This window comes from Sphingorhabdus sp. (genome assembly GCF_023910635.1).
Taxonomy (GTDB): domain Bacteria; phylum Pseudomonadota; class Alphaproteobacteria; order Sphingomonadales; family Sphingomonadaceae; genus Sphingorhabdus_B.
The window spans coordinates 1-22,986 of record NZ_JAAVVZ010000032.1; the positions used below are offsets into that span (position 1 = coordinate 1).

General features: G+C 51.5%; 19 protein-coding genes and 1 tRNA gene. 10 read left to right on the forward strand and 10 right to left on the reverse strand.

The annotated features are described in order from the left end of the window. Window positions 1–237: 237 nt before the first annotated feature. On the reverse strand, window positions 238–387 hold the full coding sequence (locus tag HEQ34_RS13070) for a hypothetical protein (protein ID WP_296201215.1): 150 nt from the start codon (window positions 385–387) through the stop codon (window positions 238–240). Between the two features lie 116 nt (window positions 388–503). On the opposite strand from HEQ34_RS13070, the gene HEQ34_RS13075 reads away from it, so the two are divergent. Then, a tRNA-Thr gene (locus tag HEQ34_RS13075) sits at window positions 504–578 on the forward strand. Between the two features lie 122 nt (window positions 579–700). On the opposite strand, the gene HEQ34_RS13080 is transcribed toward HEQ34_RS13075, so the two are convergent. The 4 genes from HEQ34_RS13080 to HEQ34_RS13090 form a co-directional block, all read right to left on the reverse strand. Next, complete coding sequence (locus tag HEQ34_RS13080; RefSeq protein WP_296201218.1) at window positions 701–1,456, reverse strand: hypothetical protein; 756 nt, start codon at window positions 1,454–1,456, stop codon at window positions 701–703. 57 nt (window positions 1,457–1,513) lie between these two features. Next, the gene (locus tag HEQ34_RS14475; protein ID WP_366934873.1) at window positions 1,514–1,795 is read right to left on the reverse strand and encodes a DUF3892 domain-containing protein; all 282 of its coding nucleotides are present in this window, start codon (window positions 1,793–1,795) and stop codon (window positions 1,514–1,516) included. A 780-nt stretch (window positions 1,796–2,575) separates the two neighbouring features. Then, window positions 2,576–3,991 carry a tetratricopeptide repeat protein gene (locus HEQ34_RS13085; protein WP_296201221.1) on the reverse strand — a complete coding sequence of 472 codons (1,416 nt, stop codon included), beginning with the start codon at window positions 3,989–3,991 and terminating at the stop codon, window positions 2,576–2,578. Between the two features lie 775 nt (window positions 3,992–4,766). Beyond that, window positions 4,767–4,940, reverse strand: coding sequence for a helix-turn-helix transcriptional regulator (locus HEQ34_RS13090; protein ID WP_296201224.1), 174 nt, complete (start codon window positions 4,938–4,940; stop codon window positions 4,767–4,769). Between the two features lie 228 nt (window positions 4,941–5,168). Between HEQ34_RS13090 and HEQ34_RS13095 the strand changes: the two genes are divergently transcribed. The 5 genes from HEQ34_RS13095 (at window position 5,169) to HEQ34_RS13115 (ending at window position 10,745) form a co-directional block, all read left to right on the forward strand. Then, entirely contained in the window at window positions 5,169–5,537 is a 369-nt protein-coding gene (locus HEQ34_RS13095) for a hypothetical protein (protein ID WP_296201225.1), read from the forward strand. 185 nt (window positions 5,538–5,722) lie between these two features. After that, the gene (locus tag HEQ34_RS13100) at window positions 5,723–6,133 is read left to right on the forward strand and encodes a hypothetical protein (protein WP_296201226.1); all 411 of its coding nucleotides are present in this window, start codon (window positions 5,723–5,725) and stop codon (window positions 6,131–6,133) included. A gap of 57 nt (window positions 6,134–6,190) precedes the next feature. Then, a complete protein-coding gene (locus HEQ34_RS13105; RefSeq protein WP_296201229.1) occupies window positions 6,191–6,454 on the forward strand; it encodes a hypothetical protein in 264 nt (87 codons plus the stop codon). A 213-nt stretch (window positions 6,455–6,667) separates the two neighbouring features. Further along, a complete protein-coding gene (locus tag HEQ34_RS13110; protein ID WP_296201230.1) occupies window positions 6,668–9,382 on the forward strand; it encodes a DNA-primase RepB domain-containing protein in 2,715 nt (904 codons plus the stop codon). A gap of 214 nt (window positions 9,383–9,596) precedes the next feature. Next, the gene (locus tag HEQ34_RS13115; RefSeq protein ID WP_296201232.1) at window positions 9,597–10,745 is read left to right on the forward strand and encodes a site-specific integrase; all 1,149 of its coding nucleotides are present in this window, start codon (window positions 9,597–9,599) and stop codon (window positions 10,743–10,745) included. A gap of 149 nt (window positions 10,746–10,894) precedes the next feature. Here the strand turns inward: HEQ34_RS13115 and HEQ34_RS13120 are convergent, their stop codons facing one another. Genes HEQ34_RS13120 through HEQ34_RS13130 form a run of 3 tightly spaced genes read right to left on the reverse strand, consistent with a single transcriptional unit; the run spans window position 10,895 to window position 12,868 of the window. Beyond that, window positions 10,895–11,554 (reverse strand): hypothetical protein, encoded by a 660-nt coding sequence (locus tag HEQ34_RS13120; RefSeq protein ID WP_296201234.1) that lies wholly within the window; start codon window positions 11,552–11,554, stop codon window positions 10,895–10,897. A gap of 44 nt (window positions 11,555–11,598) precedes the next feature. Next, entirely contained in the window at window positions 11,599–12,453 is an 855-nt protein-coding gene (locus HEQ34_RS13125; RefSeq protein WP_296201235.1) for a hypothetical protein, read from the reverse strand. Window positions 12,454–12,478: 25 nt separating this feature from the next. Continuing rightward, on the reverse strand, window positions 12,479–12,868 hold the full coding sequence (locus HEQ34_RS13130; protein ID WP_296201238.1) for a hypothetical protein: 390 nt from the start codon (window positions 12,866–12,868) through the stop codon (window positions 12,479–12,481). Window positions 12,869–12,931: 63 nt separating this feature from the next. Between HEQ34_RS13130 and HEQ34_RS13135 the strand changes: the two genes are divergently transcribed. After that, on the forward strand, window positions 12,932–14,524 hold the full coding sequence (locus tag HEQ34_RS13135; RefSeq protein WP_296201239.1) for a recombinase family protein: 1,593 nt from the start codon (window positions 12,932–12,934) through the stop codon (window positions 14,522–14,524). Window positions 14,525–15,372: 848 nt separating this feature from the next. Here the strand turns inward: HEQ34_RS13135 and HEQ34_RS13140 are convergent. Together HEQ34_RS13140 and HEQ34_RS13150 are read right to left on the reverse strand one after the other, a co-directional pair. Next, a complete protein-coding gene (locus HEQ34_RS13140; protein WP_296201241.1) occupies window positions 15,373–15,717 on the reverse strand; it encodes a hypothetical protein in 345 nt (114 codons plus the stop codon). A gap of 845 nt (window positions 15,718–16,562) precedes the next feature. Continuing rightward, complete coding sequence (locus tag HEQ34_RS13150; RefSeq protein ID WP_296201244.1) at window positions 16,563–17,162, reverse strand: hypothetical protein; 600 nt, start codon at window positions 17,160–17,162, stop codon at window positions 16,563–16,565. Between the two features lie 563 nt (window positions 17,163–17,725). On the opposite strand from HEQ34_RS13150, the gene HEQ34_RS13155 reads away from it, so the two are divergent. From HEQ34_RS13155 to HEQ34_RS13165, 3 genes are all read left to right on the forward strand, one after another. After that, entirely contained in the window at window positions 17,726–18,868 is a 1,143-nt protein-coding gene (locus HEQ34_RS13155; protein WP_296201246.1) for a hypothetical protein, read from the forward strand. A gap of 84 nt (window positions 18,869–18,952) precedes the next feature. Next, entirely contained in the window at window positions 18,953–20,176 is a 1,224-nt protein-coding gene (locus HEQ34_RS13160) for an HlyD family efflux transporter periplasmic adaptor subunit (RefSeq protein WP_296201249.1), read from the forward strand. A 10-nt stretch (window positions 20,177–20,186) separates the two neighbouring features. After that, complete coding sequence (locus tag HEQ34_RS13165) at window positions 20,187–22,301, forward strand: peptidase domain-containing ABC transporter (RefSeq protein ID WP_296201251.1); 2,115 nt, start codon at window positions 20,187–20,189, stop codon at window positions 22,299–22,301. Window positions 22,302–22,986 lie beyond the last annotated feature (685 nt).

The window sequence follows — 22,986 nt, forward strand, 5'->3', positions numbered from 1 at the left end:
CCATATTGTTCAGTGCAAGGCGGCAAGCGCAGGGCTTAGTGGTTCTAAGTCCAAGCTTGCCAACGTGGCAATGGACAATATGGGTCAAATCCGAAGGACGTCAAAATGGCTTCGATCTCAAAGCAAAATGCCCTTGCAGGCAGAATAACTGCCTGCGGCGGCCATTTCACTTCGATATCTTTGCCATTTTGACGCCGCGAAGGTGGATTTAAGTGGTCCTGACCCTACGCATGGATGCTATTGGGTTTTCTCCGTCAAAAGCGGTGCTGCTACATCCTCGGCTGCTGCGGCTGGTGGCTTTGCCTTGCGCCTGCGTAAATTGGCACGCAACGCTTCACGCAGCCGCTCTGCCTTGATCCGCTCTTTATCCTCTGCATCTTTTGCCAATGCCGTTCTCCTCACTGCGCGCTGTCGCTTTGCCGCGCGATGCCAAATGGCAAGCCGCCACGCAAGCCGCTTGACATTAAGCCCCAGCCTTCGCATAGGGCCGCACCTTCGGTATTGCTGCTGTAGCTCAGTGGTAGAGCGCGTCATTGGTAATGACGAGGTCGGGAGTTCAATCCTCCCCAGCAGCACCATGGTTTATCCCTTACTGTGAACCCGCTTCCTGCGGGAAGGCCATAACGTAGGCAACTGCGTGGGTCTGCTGTGGGTGGTGCTTTGATATCATTGTCAATTGCGGGCTAGGCCCTTTGGTCGGTTAGATTTTGTCGCTCGACTTTCTAATCGAGAGGGCCGCGGCCCCCAGCCAACTCCCAACATTGGGGAAACCGAGAGCGGAAAACACTACCATGCAAAGCGCAGAGGCAGTGAATGGCATTAAGTCGTCCTTCACTTCTTTCACGGACCTCCTAAGAAAATCGACCGCTTCTCTTTGAAGTCTTGCCGGGATTGGCTTTTCACTTTCGACCAGCTTTATGATGTCACCGAGCTTTTGGTGCAGTTCGCGCAAAGCCTTTATCGCTTCTTCATGTTCATCCAAAGGCGGACCGCCGTTGCCCTGACCACGTTCGTAATGAGCTATTAGAGCTTCAATCGAAGCTTGTGCCACGGGAAGCATTGCTTTGGCGGCCGAAAACCGTTCAGCGGCACTTTGGATGCCAGTCCAATTCGAAGACTTAGCAACGACCGGTGACAATTCTGATACCGATAGTAGTGGGCTTAATGCTTCGCGGACATGTTGACGACGAGGTTCCCATTGATCGCTAACGCCGCGGATGTAAGACCAAAATGAGGGTAAGTCATGGCACCCTTTAATGAAGGAAGGAATGGCAGACGCCCAGCCAGCCTTCGACATCGCCCATCGGCGAAGTTGCTGATATATGATGGCAGGCTCGCCATCTCGCTTCCCTTCGCAGGCCGTAACAAGAATAGTCTGCAATTGTAGAGCCGCTTCGTAATCACTCAAGCCGACAACATTGTCACCGATAATCTCTAGAGCCAATTCAAACCTCAATTCCTGAATGCCAAAAAGGCGCTGGGGCCCTTTCGAGCCCCAGCTTTAAGCTTAAGTCTAAGGGCACTCAGGCAAGCTGAGTAAGTTGTTTGGGGGGAAGCCGTCATTCTCCGTGGCCAAATATTTCCGGCCTGATACGGGATGACGTCTCACCTCTACCCACACTGCTTTACCGAGCGCAGTTGTCCAAAAACGGTGCCCCGTCTCAATGCTCTGGATAACGGCATCTATTGTATCATTCCAACCTCCACCGTCGGGTCTTATACCACCCAAACGATCAATTCTGCGGTCGGCGTCGCGTCCATCTCGGCGGATACATGTAATTTGATAGGTACTCATTTCAGTCTCCTACTAATATATGTAGAGACTTGACGAGACTCACCCTCACGCGCATTGAAGCGTACTGGGTTAGCCCTGCTTCGCGTCTCTACAAACCGGTGCTTGCGAAGCTAACCTGATCAGAAGGTCCAGCGCGCCAACGCTGGGCCTTCGTCGTTTCAGGCCTGAAAACTCTTATAACTTAGTATTTACTCCTGTTCGTTGGAAAATCGACTTGTCCCCAGCTTATCGACGCAAATCTCTCCCGTCGGCGGAATCGCGCTCCGCAGCTTCAAGCACAATGTATGGTGATGCCCCCTACGGCTAACCGATGCTTATTGTGCATCAATCATTTTCAGACGCAAGGGGGTAAATGGTAAGTTTACTCTTCAATCCGTCGCTAATGTGATTCCATTCGTCGCGCAGGATGAGTGATCGCCGGGGGACGACTCCTGAATTCACTAAGAATTATTTCGGGCGCAAGACGGAAAAGCCACGAAGCAAATTATATTTATGATCTAGTCACGATTCCAAGTCTTGAGCGTTCATGCCGCCCCAGAAGTAAGGTGACAAGTGACTACCTTTGATGACCAATCGGGGTCCGCACATCTCAAAGATCGAAATTTTGTGAGCGATCCAACGCGAGTTCGATATCGGAGAACAATTAGGCGACTAGAACCAGTCCAGTGATCCCATTGGAAAGATCCATCCTTTGGCATGAACCGGAACGGCTGAAGAGGAATGGAGGACAATAATATTCTGATCGGCCCGCTTCTGCCGTCAGAGCGTGGGCGATGGGCGCTAACAAGACAATCCGTTTTGATCCTTTAAGGAAGCGCCTTCGGCCGTACCGAAACCCTGCACAGTGCAATTTCGGCCATTATTTGCACCGGCAGCACTGCGGTTTCCGGCGTCAACTATAGCCTTTAGATAGGTCGGCGAGCGCCACCGACCGCCTTGCATCTCAAATGTGTGGGATCCTGGGCCGTTGTAGGGAAACCCTGCCGCTACCAATTTCAAATCATAGCGGCATGTGAATTTTCCCTTTTCAGCCAATATGCAAGACGGGTTCGCAACATCATAGGATTGCACGACTGTGATTCCAAAAAATGTTGTACGGGAAATGCCTGCGTCATAGTCCGCTTGGCGGGTTCCAAGACCCATAGAGTCGGCCACCGTGACCCGCCCATAGGTCTGCTCGTAAACTAGCGCATCGCGAATCTGTCTTGCCGTTGGCGCACCCCGCGCATTGGGTCTTGCTAAGGCAGAGGTTGACGCTTGTGTCGACGCATTGGCAGCAACCTGTCTGGCTGGGGCAGCCGGTGATTTCATTTGGGCAAGCGCGGTCTTCGCAAGCTGATACCCATTACCGGCAGCTTGTTTATAATAGCGTTCGGCCACGACAGTATCGCGAGGGACCTCTATTCCATATTGATAGAATCTGCCTACGTTATAGGCTCCAGCTCCATTCCCCTTCTTCGCAGCCTTCTCATAGAAATAGAGGGCCTTCTGGGGGGATTTCCAGTTCATAGTCCCATTTTCCCACTGTATACCAAGGTCGTTGGCTGCATCTGAATCGCCAAGGTCCGAGGCTCGTTCCAGCGCTATAAAGCGCATAGCGCGCTCGTCTTGTGTGGCTTCCGGGCGCATGTATTCTTGATGCAAACTGCGCCACGCCGCGGCATGTTCCTGGCCTGCAGCCTTTTTCAGAAAGAAAATCGCACGGTCGCGCTGTCGATCAAAACCGCCATCACCGCGATAAAATTGACCCAACACATAATCCGCTTCGCTGTTTCCTTTTTCTGACAAAGCCAGCAGCATATTGATACCTTGGCCGGGATTTTTTTCGCCCCCAGCACCACTGACAAGTGCGCGCGCCAAGCCGATTTCTCCCGCTGAACTACCCTGTGTTGCTGCTTGTCTGAGAAACGGAATCCCCTCGCTCTTCCGGCTCTCACCTAACCGACCTTCGACTAGGAAATTTCCGTATAACGCAACACCTTCGGCCCATCCGGTCGATGCAGCTCGGCGCAGGTAGTTTTCGGCTAATTGCTTATCAGCGGCGCGCTCGCTCCCCAAATGAGCTATCCAAGCAAGCATCAAAAGAGAGCGATATTCGCCTTTGGCAGCCGCGGCTCGATACAGCGGAGCGGCATCGGCCACGCTCGCTGTCCGGCCATATCCAAAATATGCTGCGTCGGCGCGCTGCGCAATCATTGTTGCATCATCGCGCAGTTCAGGGCGCTCAGTTATCGCATTGGCGGCAAAATGGTCCCCCTTTGCTCGCAGTCCGACAACCTCGACCAACACCCCCCTGTGATCCCCAGCAGCTGCCGCCTTGCGGCCTAACGTGATGGCCAAATCGGGGTCAAAGTTGCCACAAATCTTCTGGGATACTGCGCCGCCATAAAGGCTGTGGGCACGAGCACTCCCGCGCTCTGCTTCTTGCTTCAGCGCATCGCACGTGCCACCTTCAGCCAAGCGGGCGCGCAGAATGTCACCGGGCAAAATACGCCAATCCGCCTCTGGTATGTCAGTCAGCTTTAGAGCCGGCGCTTGCGCGAGTGTAATTGCCGACGCTGAAATGAGGCCGCTGCTTATTGCAAGAAAAGTGGCTGCCTTTACAACACCAATGATATTCATAGCTGGATCGGGCCTCACGATATTCGAACAAACCACACGTGGCTATAAACAATGCGAAAAGCTTGCTCAATCATTTTGCTCTGTGAAGGTGGCGACGGCTCTAACCAAATATCCGCGTAGGCCGTGTTGACGAAAAGGATTACCAAACGGCCTGAGTTCTGATTCCAGGCTTTGCTTTTCAGGTTCCTCGTCTGACATTTCGCTCGTCCCTCTCCCTAATGCCCATTTTCTCCCATTTGACTGCATCGACCCTACCGCAATTGCTGCCGGTGATATTTGGGCCAGATGTGACGTTGCGAAGACTCCCCATCTCAAACCCGTTTAACCGCCATAATAAGCTGGCTAAAGTTTAATCGAGCAACTCGCCCATTGTGCAGTTAAGCGCCTGAGCAACACGTTCAACAACAGAGATTGTCGGGTTGCGCACAACTCTCTCAATGCCGCTGATGTAAGTGCGATCCAGGCCCGCAGCATCGGCAAGCGCTTCCTGCGACCAGCCGCGTGCTTTGCGCAGCCGTTTCATGTTCACGGCCAATCGTTCTCTGACATCCATCCACCAGAATGAAGCTGGATGTTGCCATTTATACCACGGACTATGAATCTCATTTTTGCTAGCATCCCGATGACCGTCTGATACGTTAGGCCTCGATAAAGGGGGCAAAATGCTAAAATGTAGAGGCGCAACATACTGTATCTTATATGAATTATCCAAAATGGCTAGTTCGCAACATCATCAAATTGGAGAAATTGAATGAATAAGTCACTTATCGTTGCCGCGTTCGCGTGTGCATCAATCGTGTCCGCGTGCACCACCCCGGCAGACGTCTCACAACCAATGTCTGCGGACACCAACAAGAATGCAAAATTCGAGATTAAAAATACTGCGTCAGGTTTCACCGTTGATTTGAGGTATTCGCGCTACCAGTTCGTTCCGGCTCCTGAAGCTGTATTGGTTGAATGCCGTTCGTTGGCAGCAGCTCGGGCTAACGATGAAGCCAAATCGAAGGGTCGCGAAATCCAGCCAGTGAACGACCAGGACATTAGAGTGTCGACGGGGCGAAACATTATTGGCGGTCGCACCACATGCCGTGCCTTTGTGGAGGCTCGCTGGAAGAATTGAACCTCCGGACTGCCATTGCAGTCGCTGCACAGTTAGCGGCCGAATTTACATCAAAGGCATGAACTAGCGGTCGTTCGAGGCGATCCCATTGCGGATGCGTCTCGGACACCCTCTCAATCCAAATCAACCAAGAGCGCCCAAGGAGCAGTCCTTCGGGCGCTTTTTTGTGTCTGAAGGAAATGCATATGATTACAATCTACGACAGCGCCGACATGGCGCGCGTGTTATCGGGCCCAATCGACCCGGACCTCAAAGCCATCCTGCTCGGGCGGCTTGAACTGCTCTACCCCGAGTTCTCGGAGTGGGATCTGGCCGACCTCGCCCACTTCTTGGTCGTGGAGGTAGATGATTACCTCGAGGCCATTGAAAGCGAACTCGGAATCTCGCCGTTTGTGAATCTCGTTGATGAAACTCGTTTTCCAGATCCCGCGTTCGAGCCATCTTGGGAATTCTGCATCGCGCGCCACGGGTGGTTCGATCTGACCTTTGCGCTGTGTGACTCTGGGCTGGGCATATGCCTACTGGTGCCCGACTGCCCGGAAATTGAGCCGACTTTGCTCGAATTGTGTCGGGCATACGCAACGCCAGCGCCATGACCAATGAACAACGGAAGGGCCGCCTGAGCGCGGTCCTTCTCGTGTGGGAGACACTAAATGAAATTCTTAGCCACCTTGTTCATCTGCTGCGTCATCCTTGCGGCGGCAAAGGCTACGATTGTTATTCTCGCCATTGCGATATTGTTTGCACTTGTATGGGGCGCAATCTTTCGCCCAGCCCAAACATATGGGTTTATTGCCACATGCTTCATCGTCTCGCTGTTCAGCCGCTATCCCGGTTGGTGCTTAGCGGCGATTGTATTGGTCGCGGTAGTAACGGCGTTGAGGACAACAACAACAGAAGCGACAAATCAGTCTTGACATGCGCAATGAGGTTCATCATTAGCGCAGATAAGTCGTTTCCGCAGTCTCCATGACGCGCTCGACGAGTACGAATACCCTAACTGCGAGTGCAGATATATCCAGCTTTGAGCTGGGTGACATCGCCATCATCTGCACTTGTTAGGTAACGTACGCCCAAATTCCATGCCGTGCAGATGATTAATCACAAGAATTTGTTGTGAGTAATCACCCATGAATAATGACAATTTTAGTTTATCTACCGACGTCCAAAAAAAGTCCTCCATCGACCCACATACTTTGGTCATACCCAAAACAAGGGTAGAACTCGCCGATGCGGCCTCGCAAGATTGCGGCGCACCGGCCGGTCCAGAGAAAGGCGGTAAAGGTGGTGAAGGGGGCATGGGCGTACCGCCTTTGCCGCCTTTGCCGGCCTCTTCCGCCGAGCAAAATCTCCCCCGGTCAAATCGCACATTTCTCGAACAGCTGTTTTCGTCACTCGGCGACGACGAACATGTCGCAGTATGCTCAAAACCCGGCGATCCAACCGCTGGCCCATGGCTAGCGGTAAACGGAGCAAATGTTGAAAAACTATGCGCAGGTGAAGCGAACAACTACTTCAACTGCTCAACCTTCCGACTCGATCCCGACGGCAGTTTGAAGGCCAGAAAAGACCTGATGTACCGATATAGGGTGCTGGTTTTTGATGACATAAATACGAAGGTATTACCGGATCGGGTCCAAGGCTTAGCACCAACCTACATCATTGAAACCAGCCCAAGCAACTTTCAATATGGCTTCTTGCTTGCGGAACCGATTAATGATCCCGACGTCGTCGTGCAGCTGCAGTTAGCTGTGTCGGCGGCGGGGCTATCAGACGCAGGTGCAATGGGTGCGGCACGTTGGGTACGGCTGCCATTCGCCATTAATGGTAAAACAAAATACCGTGATGACGATGGCAACCCCTTTGTCTGCAAGCTGACTGAATGGTCCCCCGAAAATAGATATTCGATCGACGATATCTACAGGGGGTTCGGCCTGACGGAGGTAACCGCGGTAGTCGCCCAAGCGATGCAGCCCGTGAGGTATACGCCTAACACCCAAGCGGGTTTGTCACACGAAGTATTCCGCGCGCAACAGCTGGAAAACCCGGTGATAACAGCCCTAAAGGAACGCGGTTTATACAAAGTAGATAAGGGTCACGGCAGGCACGAAATCACATGTCCTTGGTACCTAGACCATACTGATCACATCGATACAGGCGGCGCATATTTCGAGCCCAGCGCTGCTTATCCAACTGGTGGTTTTAAATGTCACCATTCCCACGGCGAGGCGCTTGGGATCAGCAATTTATTAGAAAAGCTGGACGTTGAACCGAGGTCTGCGCGCAATCGTTCGGAGATTCGGTTTGAACCAGGATGCATTGATCAGGTGGTAAAAGCTTGTGATTATGTGTTGTCGCAACTCGGCAACGCATTCCAGGCAGGCGGTGTTATCGTGATGCTTCGGGAAACTGAAGGTTCAAATGATGTCCGTATGGAACCCGCGTCGATACCCGAACTGACCATGGCACTTGCGGCCGCTTGCACGTTTCTTGCTTATAACCGCAAAGAAAAGGAGTGGCGACCTTGCGACCCACCGGAACGTGTTCTTCGGACATTGCTTGGTGCGTCACGCTATACTTATCTTCCAAATCTTCGCGGTATTGCGCGCCAACCTTATTATCGGCCGGGACAAGGTTCATTAGTTACCACCGCTGGCTATGATGCTGTGTCAGGCATCTACGGCTGGTTTAACGAAGATGAGGTCAAGTTGGGAGAGCTTACCCGCGACGGTGCACAACTGGCTCTCACGAAGCTCACGGAGTTAATCGATGAGTTTGAATTCGAAACTCCTGCAGATTGTGCCGCTACATTATCTGGCGTGCTGACGGCTACGGTCCGGCCGTATCTTCCAGTTGCTCCAGCGTTCCTGACGACTGCACCAGAAAGTGGTGTCGGGAAAAGTTATCTTAACAGCGTCATCGTGCCATTCGCAGGCGGCGAACCCGCCAGGGCTAGCTTCCCCTTAACGGCTGACGAAGCGAACAAGTCGTTTCTGGCACTGCTACTGTCTTCGCCAGCCTGCATTGAATATGATGACATGGTGTGTAACTTCAAACCTCATGCCATTTTGAACCGTGGGCTAACCAGCGAAATTATTACCGACCGCATTCTTAGCGTCAGTAAAACTGCCACGGTATCAACACGAACATTCATTATCGGCTCTGGCATTAACATCGCGCCCGAGCGTGACATGAATCGACGGGTGATAACCATTAGGTTGGCCTCGCGCCCAGCCGATCGGATCAGCAAGAACTTTGCCAAAGATCCGGCGGCCTTGATGCGAGAACGACGAATGGAAATGATCAGCCATGTGTTGACTATAATTGAGGCTTGGAAGGCGGCAGGCAGTCCGAAGTCGAACGTTCGGCCGATCGCTAGTTACAACGGGGAATGGTCAGATTACTGCCGGCATCCTCTAATATGGCTCGGTCTACCGGACCCTGCGCAATCATTGTTCGACCAAGTCGAAGATGATGTTGACGGTGAGCTGTTGGGGGCCTTGCTGCAGGAGTGGCATAAGACGTTCGGAAGCACACCCTTTACTGTTCGGAGGGTGGTTCAATTGGCCTTTGCTGACACATCAAGCCGACTTTTTGAATTGTTGGATGAACTGCCGATCAAGGATGGTGGCAAGATCAGCAACCACAAATTTGGTTGGTATATCTCGTTACGTGCAAAGCGCGTCGTGAATGGACTCCGGTTCGTTCAGGGTCGCTCCGATGGCCGCCCCGCGTGGATTGTCGAAAAAGTGGTGAAAGCGGTGCCGCCGAGCGCCGGCTCTCCCATAACACCGGTTTTGCCGCTTTCACCGCCTTTGCCGGTGTCCGCCCGCGACATCGATTAGCATAGTGCGTCGGGGGACGTGTGCATGGTCGAGTTCATGCCGCGCCCCTCGCCACTAATTGCTCCGGCTAGGCCATCTTGGGTCCTGCCAGCAATCAAATCGGCAACCACCGGACCCTACCAATCGGATGCCACTTCGCTGCCCTCTGGCGACTACTGCGCGATCCGTACAATCTAATGTTCATGTTTTGTTCTCGCATAAAGGATTTTTTATCATGCCAGTTTTAAAAATCGACGCGGCCTTCTGCGCTATCGCTCAATGCGAGCCCGGCAAAAAGAAGACTGACTATTACTCAAACACTCAAACGGGCTTCGGCCTTGAATGCCGACCATCTGGTAAGAAGACGTATTTCCAGCGTTACATGGTCGATGGCAAATTGAAGCAGAAGGCAATTGCTGCCTATGGTGAGATCACCTTTGACCAAGCAAGGAAGGCGGGGCAACGGTTGCGTTCCGAAGCGGTGCTGGGTGGCGATCCGTCTGCCAAGCAAGCAAAGAGAATAGCTATCCCACTGTATCGCGAGCTGGCCCACCAGCACCTCACTCATGCGGCCAGCTATCAACGCAGTTACGACAGCACCCGCCGCATCATCCACAACCATGTGTTGCCGCGTTGGGGAAAGTTACGGCTGGATGAGATCAAACAGCAAGACGTCACGGCATGGCTGATGGCAAAGCGGCAGTCCGGTTTAGCGCCCGCAACTGTTGAGAAGATACGCATCATGTTTTCACGGTCCTTCGAACTTGCACGTCAGTGGCAGCTGTTTGACGGCAATCCAGTGAAATACGTACCGCGTGTCAAATTCAACAATGCGCGGGAACGTTATCTCACCAGCGACGAGGCCAACGCTCTCAAGCTGGCGTGCGAGTGTTCAGCCAATCCGCAGCTCAAGCACATCGTCGGCTTGTTGCTGCTGACGGGCGCGCGGAAGTCCGAGCTGCTCAAGGCAAAGTGGTCCGAAATCGACATCGACAAACGAACCTGGACACTGAACATGACCAAAAATGGCAGAGGTCGTCACGTACCACTGTCGCAGGCAGCGATGGACATTATCGGTCAGCTGCCACGCTATCCTGACTGTCCATGGCTGTTACCTAATCCGCAGACGCTGCTGCCGTTCACTGACATCAAGCGGTCCTTCATGGAGGCGCGCAAGCTTGCGGGACTCGACGATGTACACATCCATGACCTTCGGCATAGCTATGCATCGGCATTGGTTAATGCTGGGATAAATTTGTACCAAATCGGTTCACTTTTGGGGCATCAAAATGTAGCCTCCACGCAACGCTATGCTCATGTCGACTCCTCGACACTCATGGCGGCGGCCGAAGCAGGTGCGGCAAAGCTAAACGTCAATTGGTAACAACTGAACTGGGCCTGGGTGTCTGTCCTTCGGGATGGATGCTTGGGCCCAGTTAGATTTAACTCATTTTTTTGCTTCCGCCGGACCTTTTCCGTGGATGAGCCGCAAAAGCTGCCGACTATGTGTCCGCTGAGCGTTAAAGTCAGCGACTAAGAAAGAAAGCGGCAGGCATCCGACTTAGATCGATCGAGCGACCAGCCAACAGGATCGGCGAGCTTGCTTGCAATTTGTCCCATCACGTATGGCGGCTCACACTTCTGATCTTTAGTCTGCTTTTGGCGATGGCTATAACCTGCTTTGTGCGCCGCTTCATGCACGTACGTGCCCACTAGGCTAGCTGTAGGTCGATCTAAACGATTGCGATTGAGAAGAATTTCGCGTGATCCATCTAGGCGCGTACTCCCTTCATAAGCCAGATTGCCAAGAAAGGTCGAGCTAAACCAAGCCCGCACTCCCCCTACAGTTTCAATATGTAGGCCATCGAAATTCGCTCTCGTATCGATCACTGCTCGTTTGGGATCAAAATCTCGCCAGTATTCTCGGTGCGGCCCGCTGTTAGAGTGGGCTGCATGAAACGCGTTTAACTCACGTTCAAATTCAGGGGAGCTCACAATGTTAATTGCGTCACTTCCCGCCAATGCAAGTCGTTTGCGCAATTTGGGTGTAACCTTGTTCGCCACATCGATCGAAGCAAAGCAGATCGAAGAATTCACGCCGCCGCCACAGACAGGTTCAGTTTCGCTGGGTGTGGCGGTAGCGAGGGCTAGAGAAGGGATAATTAAGACTATGCCCAGAAATACGCCTCTCATGTCAACCTCCATCACAGACATAGATTTTTATCAACGACATTTATCTAACTAATCATACTATGCCGGGGACTACGGTAAAACGAGACACCTACAACAACGAAATATGGCCGGACAGCTGTCTTAACTTTCTGGGTAACGGTTTTGTTAAGTGACGCCGTCACCTTGAAAGTATCTACGCTTGGATCGACCAGTTTAACTCTGGCAACAAGATTGGCAATGATCGTCGAAGTAGTGGTCGAATCCAGTCGACCATCTGACACGTAGAAACCCGACACACCTTGGTAGAGTCGCCATTTCCCAGTCATCAGGTCCGAGAGGCACTTTTTGAACCTGCCTCGTTCTTCGGAACCATCCAGTTCGCTTAAAACTGTCGGTTTGAGTTGATACTCATTCAAGGTCGCTGTTGCATTTACAACCTGCTTTTTGAGTTGGCTTACAGATGCATCAAGCTCAGCTTGAACTCGATCTGTTATTGAAATTGGAACTCCAGCAGCCACCATAGCCTCAGTTAGGTCCGCCTTAATGCCCGCGTCGATTTTCTGTTCAAGGGTATAGGTCAACTCGACGGTGTTCGTGAACAGGGATGCGGTCCTATCCGTGGCTTTAAACGGATTGGGGTTGCCTCCGCAAATAGCTCCGAACTCCCCCCTGCGATTTCGCAGGTCCACCATCGTTCCAAGGTAACTCATCAACAATGGAGTGCCGGTAGCATCGACCTCAATCGTTTTGTACTGTTGAGTAAGCGGGAGCGGCACACCAACACTAGGTGCGCATTTGCGGTCAGCTAACGGCCCGCAGGCCTGCTTTACCGGTACCTTGCGATTCACGGGTAACGTAACGGTTGCGCAGCTACTTACTAGAACACCAGCTACTAGCACACAAACAATGTGTCTTTTCATGAATTTGGCCCCTAAAAATTTCAAGCTACTTTAATGCCTTAATCTTTGCAATCGTATGATTGTGCAGGCTGAATTGCTGTAGCAAAATATCGATTCCTCGCGCGAAAGTCCCAGTCGATCTAGGCGATGTGGGCGGACAACCGAAGGCTAGGGGCAATGACAGCGGCAGTCCGGTCAGAAAATTAGTCTTACCTTCAGGAAAACGCCTTGCCATCTTTCTTAAATGAAACGCCCACACCTGATCAATTTGGAGTTTGCCATCCTGCTGTTCGCCGTAGGCGGCGGGGTGGTTTACAGCCTGTTTCGCGGGGTTGTTTACGCTGCTTGGCTGATTGTCCGGCAGATCGTCGCTGTAATCAGTAAAGGCTTTCTGCGGAGACCAGTGGGTTTTGAACTCCTCACTAGTTCGCACCACGACGGGCAATGCGTTTAGTATAGGGACGGATTGCTTACGCCCCTGCTTTCTTAGGAGACGAGCATGACCCATCCCAAAAACGACGCACTCGTGCAAACAAACGAAAAGATTCCAGCTGCACAGTATCTGCGGATGTCGACCGAACATCAGCAGTATTCCTCAGACAATCAGGCGACAGCGATCCTCGCCTACGCTGAGGTAAAGGGTTTTCAAATTGTGGCGACATATAGCGACGAAGGAAAGAGCGGCGTTACGGTCGGCGATCGCAGCGGTTTATTGCAGCTGATCGACGACGTAGAGTCTGGGCGAAGTGGCTTCGCCGCCATCCTTGTCTACGATGTCAGTCGCTGGGGCCGTTTTCAGAATCCCGATGATGCAGCCGTATACGAAGTTCGGTGCCGTTGGGCCGGTGTTCCGGTGCACTATGTTGCGGAGCCCTTCGATAACGACGGCGGCGTTCTATCGTCGCTCATGAAGACATTGAAGCGTGCGATGGCAGCTGAGTATAGTCGGGAGTTATCAGTTAAAGTCACCGAGGGGCATGTACGCATGTTGCAGCGTGGCTATCACCAAGGCGGCTTTCCTTGTTTCGGGCTTCAGCGCGTCATGATCGATGCCGACGGTCAGAGAAAACAGATTCTGCGCTTTGGAGAACGAAAAAATTTGCAGTCGGATCGCGTAATTCTGGAGCCCGGTCCGCCGGAACATGTCGAAATCGTCAATGAAGTGTACCGCCGCTATCTCGGTGGAGAGCAACAGATGTCGCTTGTATCAGCGTTGAATCAACGTGGCGATTTCCAGTCTAGTGGACGGCCGTGGACCGAAGGCGCGATGCGCAGAATGCTTACATCCGAATGCTATATCGGAAATATCGTCTGGGGTAAGCAAGCCGGTAAACTCGGCCGGTCTCGGCGCAAAGTAGCAAGGTCGAACTGGATTAGGCAAGAGGCCGCATTTCCGTATGTTGTCGAACCATCGCTATTCTGGCGAGTGCAAGACGAAATGGTGCGGAGAAAAAGCCGGTACACGGAAGGAGAGATACTCACCGGCCTTCGAAAGCTTTTAAAAAAATACGGAACGTTAAACAAACCAATTATCGACAAGGCCGACGGCGTTCCATCTACCACTGCCATCGCTCGCTGCTTTGGATCTTTGACGGCCGCTTATGAGAAAGTTGGCTTTCAATCGGTTCCGAACAACAAGAGCACAAAAACAAACGCGCGTGTGGCGGCGATTGCGGGCATGATAGGTAAGGCCTTTGCTAAGGAACTGGGCCAGGCAAGGGTGGAGCACATGGGACCGGTGTGTCGGTTGGAGCAAGACAGCGCCAGTGTCATTATTTTGTTGGCCAGGTACATTGATCGTATGTCCAGCGTGGAGCGCTGGTATGTCCATTGGGATAGGTTGGACCAAGCTGCATTTGCTGTGATTGGGTTGATGGATCCCCTAAACACCAAAGTGAGTGCATATTATGTTGTACCTGGTCCCGACATGGCCAAGCTTCAACAACGAAAAAACCGTGATGATGGACGATGTCTACGCAAATTCTCCCAGCCAAATTTGACTGCCTGTGTCAGTCATGTCGCAAACCATATGAATTTGCAGGGTCAGGCGGCCGGGCAAAACGAGCCCTCAATCTCAACAAAAACCATGTGAGTTGGGGACTGATTGCCATGTAGAGCTAGCTGCTTCCCATATTTGCAACGTTCGTTTGGCTTCCTTATTCAGGCCGACTCAATCTGGGGAGAAGCTGTCGCAATGAAAATCAGTTTTTGGCTGTTGTCAGCATATTGGCTGTGCCAGCTTGCGCGTTTCAGGATCGCGATAATTCGGATGACTGCAAGTCGATAGAGGTTATGATAGGCGTGCATAAAGCTGAGCCGGTCAAGCCTAATCGGTCCCCTAAAGTGCCTTTATTACCCGAGGACCAAATGGAAAGCACGGGCCCTGCGGTATTGATTCCAAACTGTAAGGACGAGATTACGAAACGGCGTAATAAGGGTGACTATCCTTTGTCGTGAAAGCGGCACTGTGCATCGCCATATTCAAGTGCGGAAGCCTTTGTCATCAACTTGCGTGTCGTTGGCCAAAGCTTTGCTTAGCAATTTTGAACGGCTGTACGGTTGCCGATTCAAGCGACCGTTGCACGCCGCAATTTACGATCATATCGTCAGAACCTTTCCGTTTTTGGGAGTGGAACAGACAAATGGTCTGGACGGCATATTTTACGGCGCTGATGCAGGTCGAAGCTGGGGTATGCTACGATAGGGTTTCCTCGCAGGCGGTCTGTTGTTGACGAGATCGGCAGTTACCAGCTTTGGCAGATCAAGCGCTGATATATGAATAGTTCGTATATGATGCGATAACTTTGATTAACACCATGTTAAGTGACAGCAATGGGTCGGGAAGCTTGAAAAAAGCATCTCGATGTTCCGGATAGTCGCGCGAAGTATCTTAGCCGAAATGAGAGGATAGGCTAAGGTGCTGGATACGTCGCCGTGTAATTAATGCGCGGTCACCCGGCCCTCTTTGACTGTGGCAAGAGCCCGTTCCAGATCGGTCAATCCACCAGACCGGTCTGGAACGACATTTGAACGGCGTTTGAGCCTCTCTAAGGCATTGTTTACGTCGATAGCAGGAAACGGCATATTGTTGCTGTCCAGCCAGGCTAGCACTAAGGCAAGCATTGCAAGCGTGTCGGCTAAATCCTGCGGTTCGCGGCGGGCGTTTATATTTTTCATTTTTTCTGAACGCAAAAATGGCAACGCGGTTTCCTGTAAGGAAGCGAAAATTATATCCATTTTGGATGAAACCTCCACCAGCCAGCCACACAGCGACCATAACTCCATCGGCCTTTTGAAGGGCAGCGCAACTTGCGTCGTCATCATTGCTCAGCAATATGGACTGATGAACAGAAGTGCTTTCAGTATTTTGGTTGCGGCAACGCTACTCTCGGGTTGCGATGATCGCCCAGACCAATGGGACGCATTCATTTACCCTAATGCCAATGACTTGACCGTCAATTCGACCATTCGTGGCTTCAAAACATTTGAGCTTTGCCAACAAGCTGCGATCGACCAATTGCGGTCGCTGCCTAACCCAGATGGCAGCGATTATGAGTGTGGGTATAAATGCGAAAAACATGGCGCCTATGGCAATCTTTGCGCAGAAACACGGAAATGATCGCCGCACTCCTACTCGCCGCTGCCGTTGTTCCAGCCGGGCAATCATTTCAGTGTACACCGACGAGGGTCTGGGACGGTGACGGTCCCGTTTGGTGTAACGAAGGTCCTCGAATTCGTTTCTCGGGGTTTGCGGCCTGGGAAATTGATGGGTCGTGCAGAGCTGGACATCCCCGCCCAGATGAAGACCCTATCGCTGCGCGCGACGCGCTTGTGCTTCTGATTGGAAAACCAGCCGGTCGCGCCCAGGAAGGTCATATTTTGGTTCATGGCCCAACAATGACATGCCGCTCGGATGGCGGCGTTGGTGGCGATCGTACAGCCGCGTTCTGCTTCTCACCACCCCCGAAATGATCGCTACCGCCATCGATGAAACTGCCGCGTAATCGCCACGCCGTCGTCCTCGACGCTCAACTCACAAACCGAACTAGACTTTAGTCGCGCTCCAGTATTGCTCTTTGGCACCACCAGACTTCCAAAAAATCAAAATCCGACGTTTACAAATCCTGATTTTATCGTGCCGACTTCTCGGCAGCTTTAATTTTCAGAGGACGACAAAAATATGCTTGCGAGTACGTGCGGTTGAAGCACTTGCTTAATCCATCAAGTACATTGAGGTTTGGTGGCCACGGCGCAAAAATTACAACCGACCTGCCGTTGACTGTAGTTGTAATTGAGTCATCCCAATTGGATGGCTTTGGCAGAGCTGCCAGGTTTGATCGGGCAGTACGCAAGGCACGTTTATCGCGCCTCAAAAACGCAACGGTGCCCAGTGCATAATCCATAAAGCCAGTGGTATCATCGACAGGTATGCCCGCAAGTAGCAACGGCATCGCACGTTCATATCTCCCCATAAAGGCAAAAATTTGGCCCTCATGCCACAAAAGTACACTTCGCTGACTATCCGTTAATGGTACATGATTATTGCGATAGCGGCTCAAAGCCTCAGCCGCTGCCTCCGAACATCCTTTAATTTTAAGCGAACGCCATCCGCCGTTCATATCCTGGTCGAATTGTTCAAAAGGCAAATCTAACAGTTGAGCAACATCGTAGCTGCAGTTTGGCGAAGCTGTTGTTGCAGCTAAAAGAATAAGCGCATAATTAAAATCCATCTAACTGCTCCCATGGCAAGCATTCAACTCGCATCGTGACTGGCTCAATTCAAACTGATTGCTCGGTTGAATATGGCGAAAACTCATTATGGTGCCAAGTGGATAGAGTCACGTGGGTGTTTATTGAAAACTCTGAGAAACGGACAACGTTGTATATTTTGTCTTGAAGTTTCAACAAAATGACATACGCTTGCTGCGCTGGCGACTCTTCTTTTTTAGCGGAACCGCTGGAGACATTCGTGAACCATCTTAGGAGGAAAAGTGATGTTAGGAAATTCACAGGGACCGGCGCGTCCTTTTGCGCGTGCTATTGCACAGCAGCTCACGCCCGAGGAAATAGATTTGGTGGCTGGCGGACCGCATCCCAATTCCAAATGTACTCGTACACTGACAAGCTGCGAACAAAGCCGCGACGGAGAAATTACGTGCGGTGATGTTGACACCTGCCCAGGATAAATTCCTACAGGCAACCATAACGAAGCGTTTTTAACTTATTAAAAAAGGCACAGCGATTAAATGTCGCAGTGCCTTTTCATTATTTTAATGAACGGCACAGCTAGTTTATGAGCATTCTAATTATCTCCATGTACCTGGACTATCATGCAGACGCTGTATTCTGGGCTCTAGAAAAATCTGGCGTAGATGTCCTAAAATGGACTATTTCCGATTTTCCTGCAGAGCAGGGCTTGTCGATAAATATATCGAATGAGTTCGTTTCATTCCATGCTTCTGACTGGACCAAAAATGGGAAGGGCATTGTGGGAGATGGAAAAATAGATGGGGGCTGCGATGTTGTATGGAATCGCAGAATAGGAAGGCCGCAAATTTCTTCTGGTACAAAAAAATCAGATAAAGCATTCATCTTATCGGAAAGTGAGCATGCTAGGCGCGGCTTTATAAATAATATATGCCAAAATTCTACGTGGATAAATACAGATTCTGCAAATTACAAATATAATAATAAATTGTCTCAACTTACATTAGCAAATAATGTTGGATTTATTATTCCTGAAACACTCATAACTAACAATCCGATTGATGTTAAGGAATTTATTAAAAAACATGAAAATGTTGTATATAAAGCATTTACCACTCCACAGTGGTATGATCGCAAAAATAAAAATATCTATACAGCAATGACTACAAAAATAGATCTAAATGACATTCATGAAATGGAAGAATCTATAAAAATATGCCCAGGAATATTTCAAAAATATAAAAATAAAAAATACGAAATTAGAATTACTGTAATGGGTGAAAAATGCATAGCTGTGAAGTTAAATTCGCAAGATTCAGAAAAATCCATTATAGACTGGAGAGCTGGAAATTACGATTTTAGTATTGAAGAAATAATTCTTCCGGATTATATTTATTTGAAAATCATGACATTTATGAAAAAATCTGGATTATTGTTCGGATGTATAGACATGATTGTAGATAAAGACGACAATTATATATTCCTAGAAATAAATACATCTGGTCAATTTTTATGGATTGAAGCTATAAATCCTGAAATTAATATGCTATCTGAATTTTGCAAATTCATATTGAATAATTCAAATTACAATACAGAAATATGTTCTACTCAAATTAACTTGGAAAAGTTTTCGAGCACCGAAATATCTAAATTTTCTTTGGGCGAATCTAAAGAAAAATATAATAAGAATAAAGCGAGATACCAAAATAATACTGTTTTTAAGGAGTGAATATTATTCTCATTATCAAATTTACGGTTTGTGCTCAAACTAAGCTGAAAATGCTTAATGAAGCAGGCCAGAATGGTTAAATAGATGTTTCGTGTTGAGGCTTCTGAAAACCACCGTAATCGCCTGTATGGGGATGTCGCAATTATGGTGCCTGTTGCGTGGCAGAGCATTGGATTATTGATCTTCGGCGGCGTTGCCGCAGGGGTGACATTTCTTTCTCTCGCCAGCTACAATCGTGTCGAAACCGTAGCCGGCATTATCATCCCCGACACTGGCATTTCTATCATAATGCCATCTCGTGCAGGTGTTATCATGGCTCTATCCGTGCGCGACGGCCAAAACGTGCCCGTCGGCGCGGAACTTGCTGCTATCCGCGCAGAGGAGGACGGCACGACGGCCTTCTCGCCTGCCGCTCTCATCGAATCCGCCATAGCTAGACAGGATGCCAACCTTGCTGCGCAATCGGACGCTGCGCAAGCTTCTGCACGAGCACAGACATCCCAACTCGCCGCGCAACGCTCCGGCGTTGCTGCCGAGATTGTCCAGCTTCAATCACAGATAACAACTCAGCGGGCTCTGATCGCGTCAGCACAAAAGGACCTCGACCGCGCCCGCACGATTGCCGATCGTGGGTTCATCAGTGGGCGGGATCTGCAAGTACGCGAAGAAACCCTGCTCGCACGGCAACAAGGGCTTTCGCAGCTCGAACAATCACTCGCCGCCAAACACGCCACTTTGACTGAGAATGAACGCACTGCCGCACAGATATCAGCACAGGCGCGTATTCAGATCGCAAGCCTTTCAGCCACGCGGGCACAGGTCGCCCAACAAGCTGCCAGCGCGGCGGGCGCACGGTCTTATGTGCTACGCGCGCCGGTTGCGGGCCGTGTCACCGCGCTTACCGCCCGCGTCGGGCAACCAGTCAACCCGCAAGGCCAGTTGATGACCATTATACCCGATGGCGCAAAGCTGCGGGCCGAGCTGGCTGTGCCAAGCGCAGCTATAGGCTTCGTGAAAAGTGGCCAGCAAGTCAGACTTGCTATAGACGCATTCCCCTATCAACGCTTCGGTACGGTCACCGGTGAAGTGCAAACAGTCTCGGCAAGCGCGGTCAATTCCCAAGGACCGAACGGCACGACGATATCGGTCTATCCCGTCACGGTCGCCATCGATCAGGCGAGCATGTCCGCTTATGGCCGCTCAGAGCCGTTGGTGTCCGGAATGACCCTTGCTGCTCGCATCATCACTGAAAAGCAGTCGTTATTACAATGGCTCTTCGAACCGTTGTTCGCCGTGCAGCAACGATAGAAGCCCGTTAATGCTCGATCTTGGATTTCTAACGCGTTCGCAGGTGCGGCTTGTACGACAGACCGAGATTGCGGAATGTGGCCTCGCCTCGCTCACGATGATCGCCAATTATCATGGTCTTGATATTGATCTTGGCACGATGCGCCGCCGGTTCGCGCCAAGTCTACGCGGCGCTGCTCTCAAAACACTTATTGGGCTCGCCGACCGGATCGGCTTTACTTCGCGAGCGGTAAAAGTGCCTTTAGACCAACTCGGTAATCTTCATGTCCCTGCGGTACTGCACTGGGACATGAACCATTATGTCGTGCTGGAGCGGGTAAAGGGAGAGAAGGCCCTCATTCACAACCCTGATGGGCGGTCCACATGGATGCCAATGACAGAGGTGTCGGACCATTTTACCGGCGTGGCCTTAGAACTGCAGCCTAGTACTAAATTTGAGACCAGTAACCAACGCGAGCGGCTTCGTCTGCCGCAGCTTTGGCAACGGATGATAGGCATCAAGCGGGCACTGCTTCAGGTGTTGGTGCTGACATTAGTGCTTCAAGCCTTCGTGCTCGCCTCGCCATACTACATGCAGCTCGCCATCGACCAGGCATTACCCGCCTTCGATAATGACCTGCTGACCGTGTTAGCCTTGGGCTTCGGCCTATTCACGATCATCAATGCAGCGGCTGCATTCTTACGCTCGTTCGTACTCCTGGTTGCCGGGACTAGCATCGGGTTCAGTTTGGCATCAAACATTGCGCGTAGGTTATTCCGTCTGCCAATCGATTGGTTCGAAAAGCGGCAAACTGGCGACATTCTCTCCCGCTTCCAGTCTATCGGTCCTATACAGAACATACTGACCCAAGGCGCAGTGGCAGCGCTTGTAGATGGCGTCATGGCGATCCTGACACTAGGCTTGATGCTCTGGTATAGTCCGCTCTTGGCGTTTGTCGCGCTCCTTGCTTTTGCTCTTTATGCAGTGACTCGGTTAATCTCATTTTCGTTGGAACGTGAGGCGCAAGAAGAAGCGATCATCGCCAGCGGCAAAGAGCAATCAATGCTGATTGAGACCTTGCGTAGCATGGCAACTTTGCGTCTCTCGGGAAGGGAGACATTGCGGCATTCGCTTTGGCAAACGCGTCTGACCGATGCGGTCAATGCCGATGTCAGGATGGCCCGCATTGCCATTTGGCAAGGTACGGCCAACACAGTGATCTTTGGCATCGAGAACATTGTCACGATCTGGCTTGCAGTGGGGTTTGTTATCAATGGTGCAGGATTCAGTGTTGGCATGGTCTTTGCCTACATCGCGTACAAAACGCAATTTCTGCAGAAAGCTGCGGCGCTGATTGATCAGATTGCCGCGTTCCGGATGTTAGGCCTCCACCTCGAACGCCTGTCCGACATTGCTCTATCCGATGAGGATATGAGTTTCGGTGACAATGCTGACATCGAAACCCAGCTCAAGGGCAAAATCGAGCTGCGCGACATTTTTTACCGCTACGCGCCAAGCGAGCCACTGGTACTCGAAGGCGTCAACTTGGTCGTGGAACCAGGCGAGCATGTAGCGATCACCGGCCCATCGGGCGGCGGTAAATCTACATTCGTCAAGCTGCTGCTAGGTCTGGTCGAGCCTGACGCAGGCGATGTTCTGGTCGATGGCCTACCGCTAGCACGGTTTGGCTATAAGAGCTTTCACAGTCAGATTGCAGCGGTGATGCAAGAAGATAGTCTGTTCGCAGGCAGCCTTGCCGACAATATCGCGCTGTTCGATGAATCTATTGACATGGAACGAGTCATCGCGGCGGCGGTCGCGGCATCGATCCATGACGATATATCGCGAATGCCGATGCAATATGAAACGCTGGTTGGCGACATGGGTTCGACGCTGTCGGGAGGGCAAAAGCAACGTGTATTGCTCGCTCGTGCACTTTACCGCCAACCAAAGATTCTGATTATGGATGAAGGCACGGCCCACCTCGATACGGCGCATGAGCAAGCAGTCAACGCTGCAATCGGTGCCATGGGTATAACCCGCATAATCATCGCGCACAGAAAAGAAACCATCGCCGCTGCAAACCGCATTTTGGTTATGGTTGGCGGCAAGCTGCATGACTTACCAGCGTCATCAAAGCCTTGAGCATAATCAACGTCCACTCCCGGCCCAAGACCGGCTGTTCCGTAGGTCCTGCGCAGGTCACTTTTTCCGATCTCATTGGACCAAAGAACTTTCAATAGGAAAACGCAAAAACCGGAACTTCGGACAGTTTGGGTCTGGCGTGGGTTATCGGAAAAAGCGCAACCGCAATGGTCTGGAAGCGTCAGAATTCCGTAGGTCCCAGCCGTGCTTCCCTTGCTTTGGTAATGACGAGGTCGGGAGTTCAATCCTCCCCAGCAGCACCAGGTTTTCAGGCCGCACATAACAATACCGCGCTCGTTACACTTCGCAAAAACACACCGTCGCAATAGCGTGGGCTGGTGCCTGTCACGTGTGTCTGGCTAGGCCGACAGGCGCGATAGGCCCCAGCCTGCGCTGGGGCGACGGGTGGGGTATGCGGCGGGGTTAAATTCCTCCCCGGCACGGGGAGGGGGACCGCCCGAAGGGTGGTGGAGGGGCACGCACTGGCTATCCTGATCTTCTGGCGTGGTGATACCCTGAACGCACCCCTCCACCGTCTGCGACGGTTCCGCTTTCCGTGCCGAGGAGGAATTGATTACCCCTGCCGTCGGCAGACTCCCCCCGCTCCCCGTCCGGCTGCGCCGTCCGACCCTCTGCCCCTAAAGGGGGGGAGGGTTGCAACCTTTCTCCCCTCACCCCCTTCAGG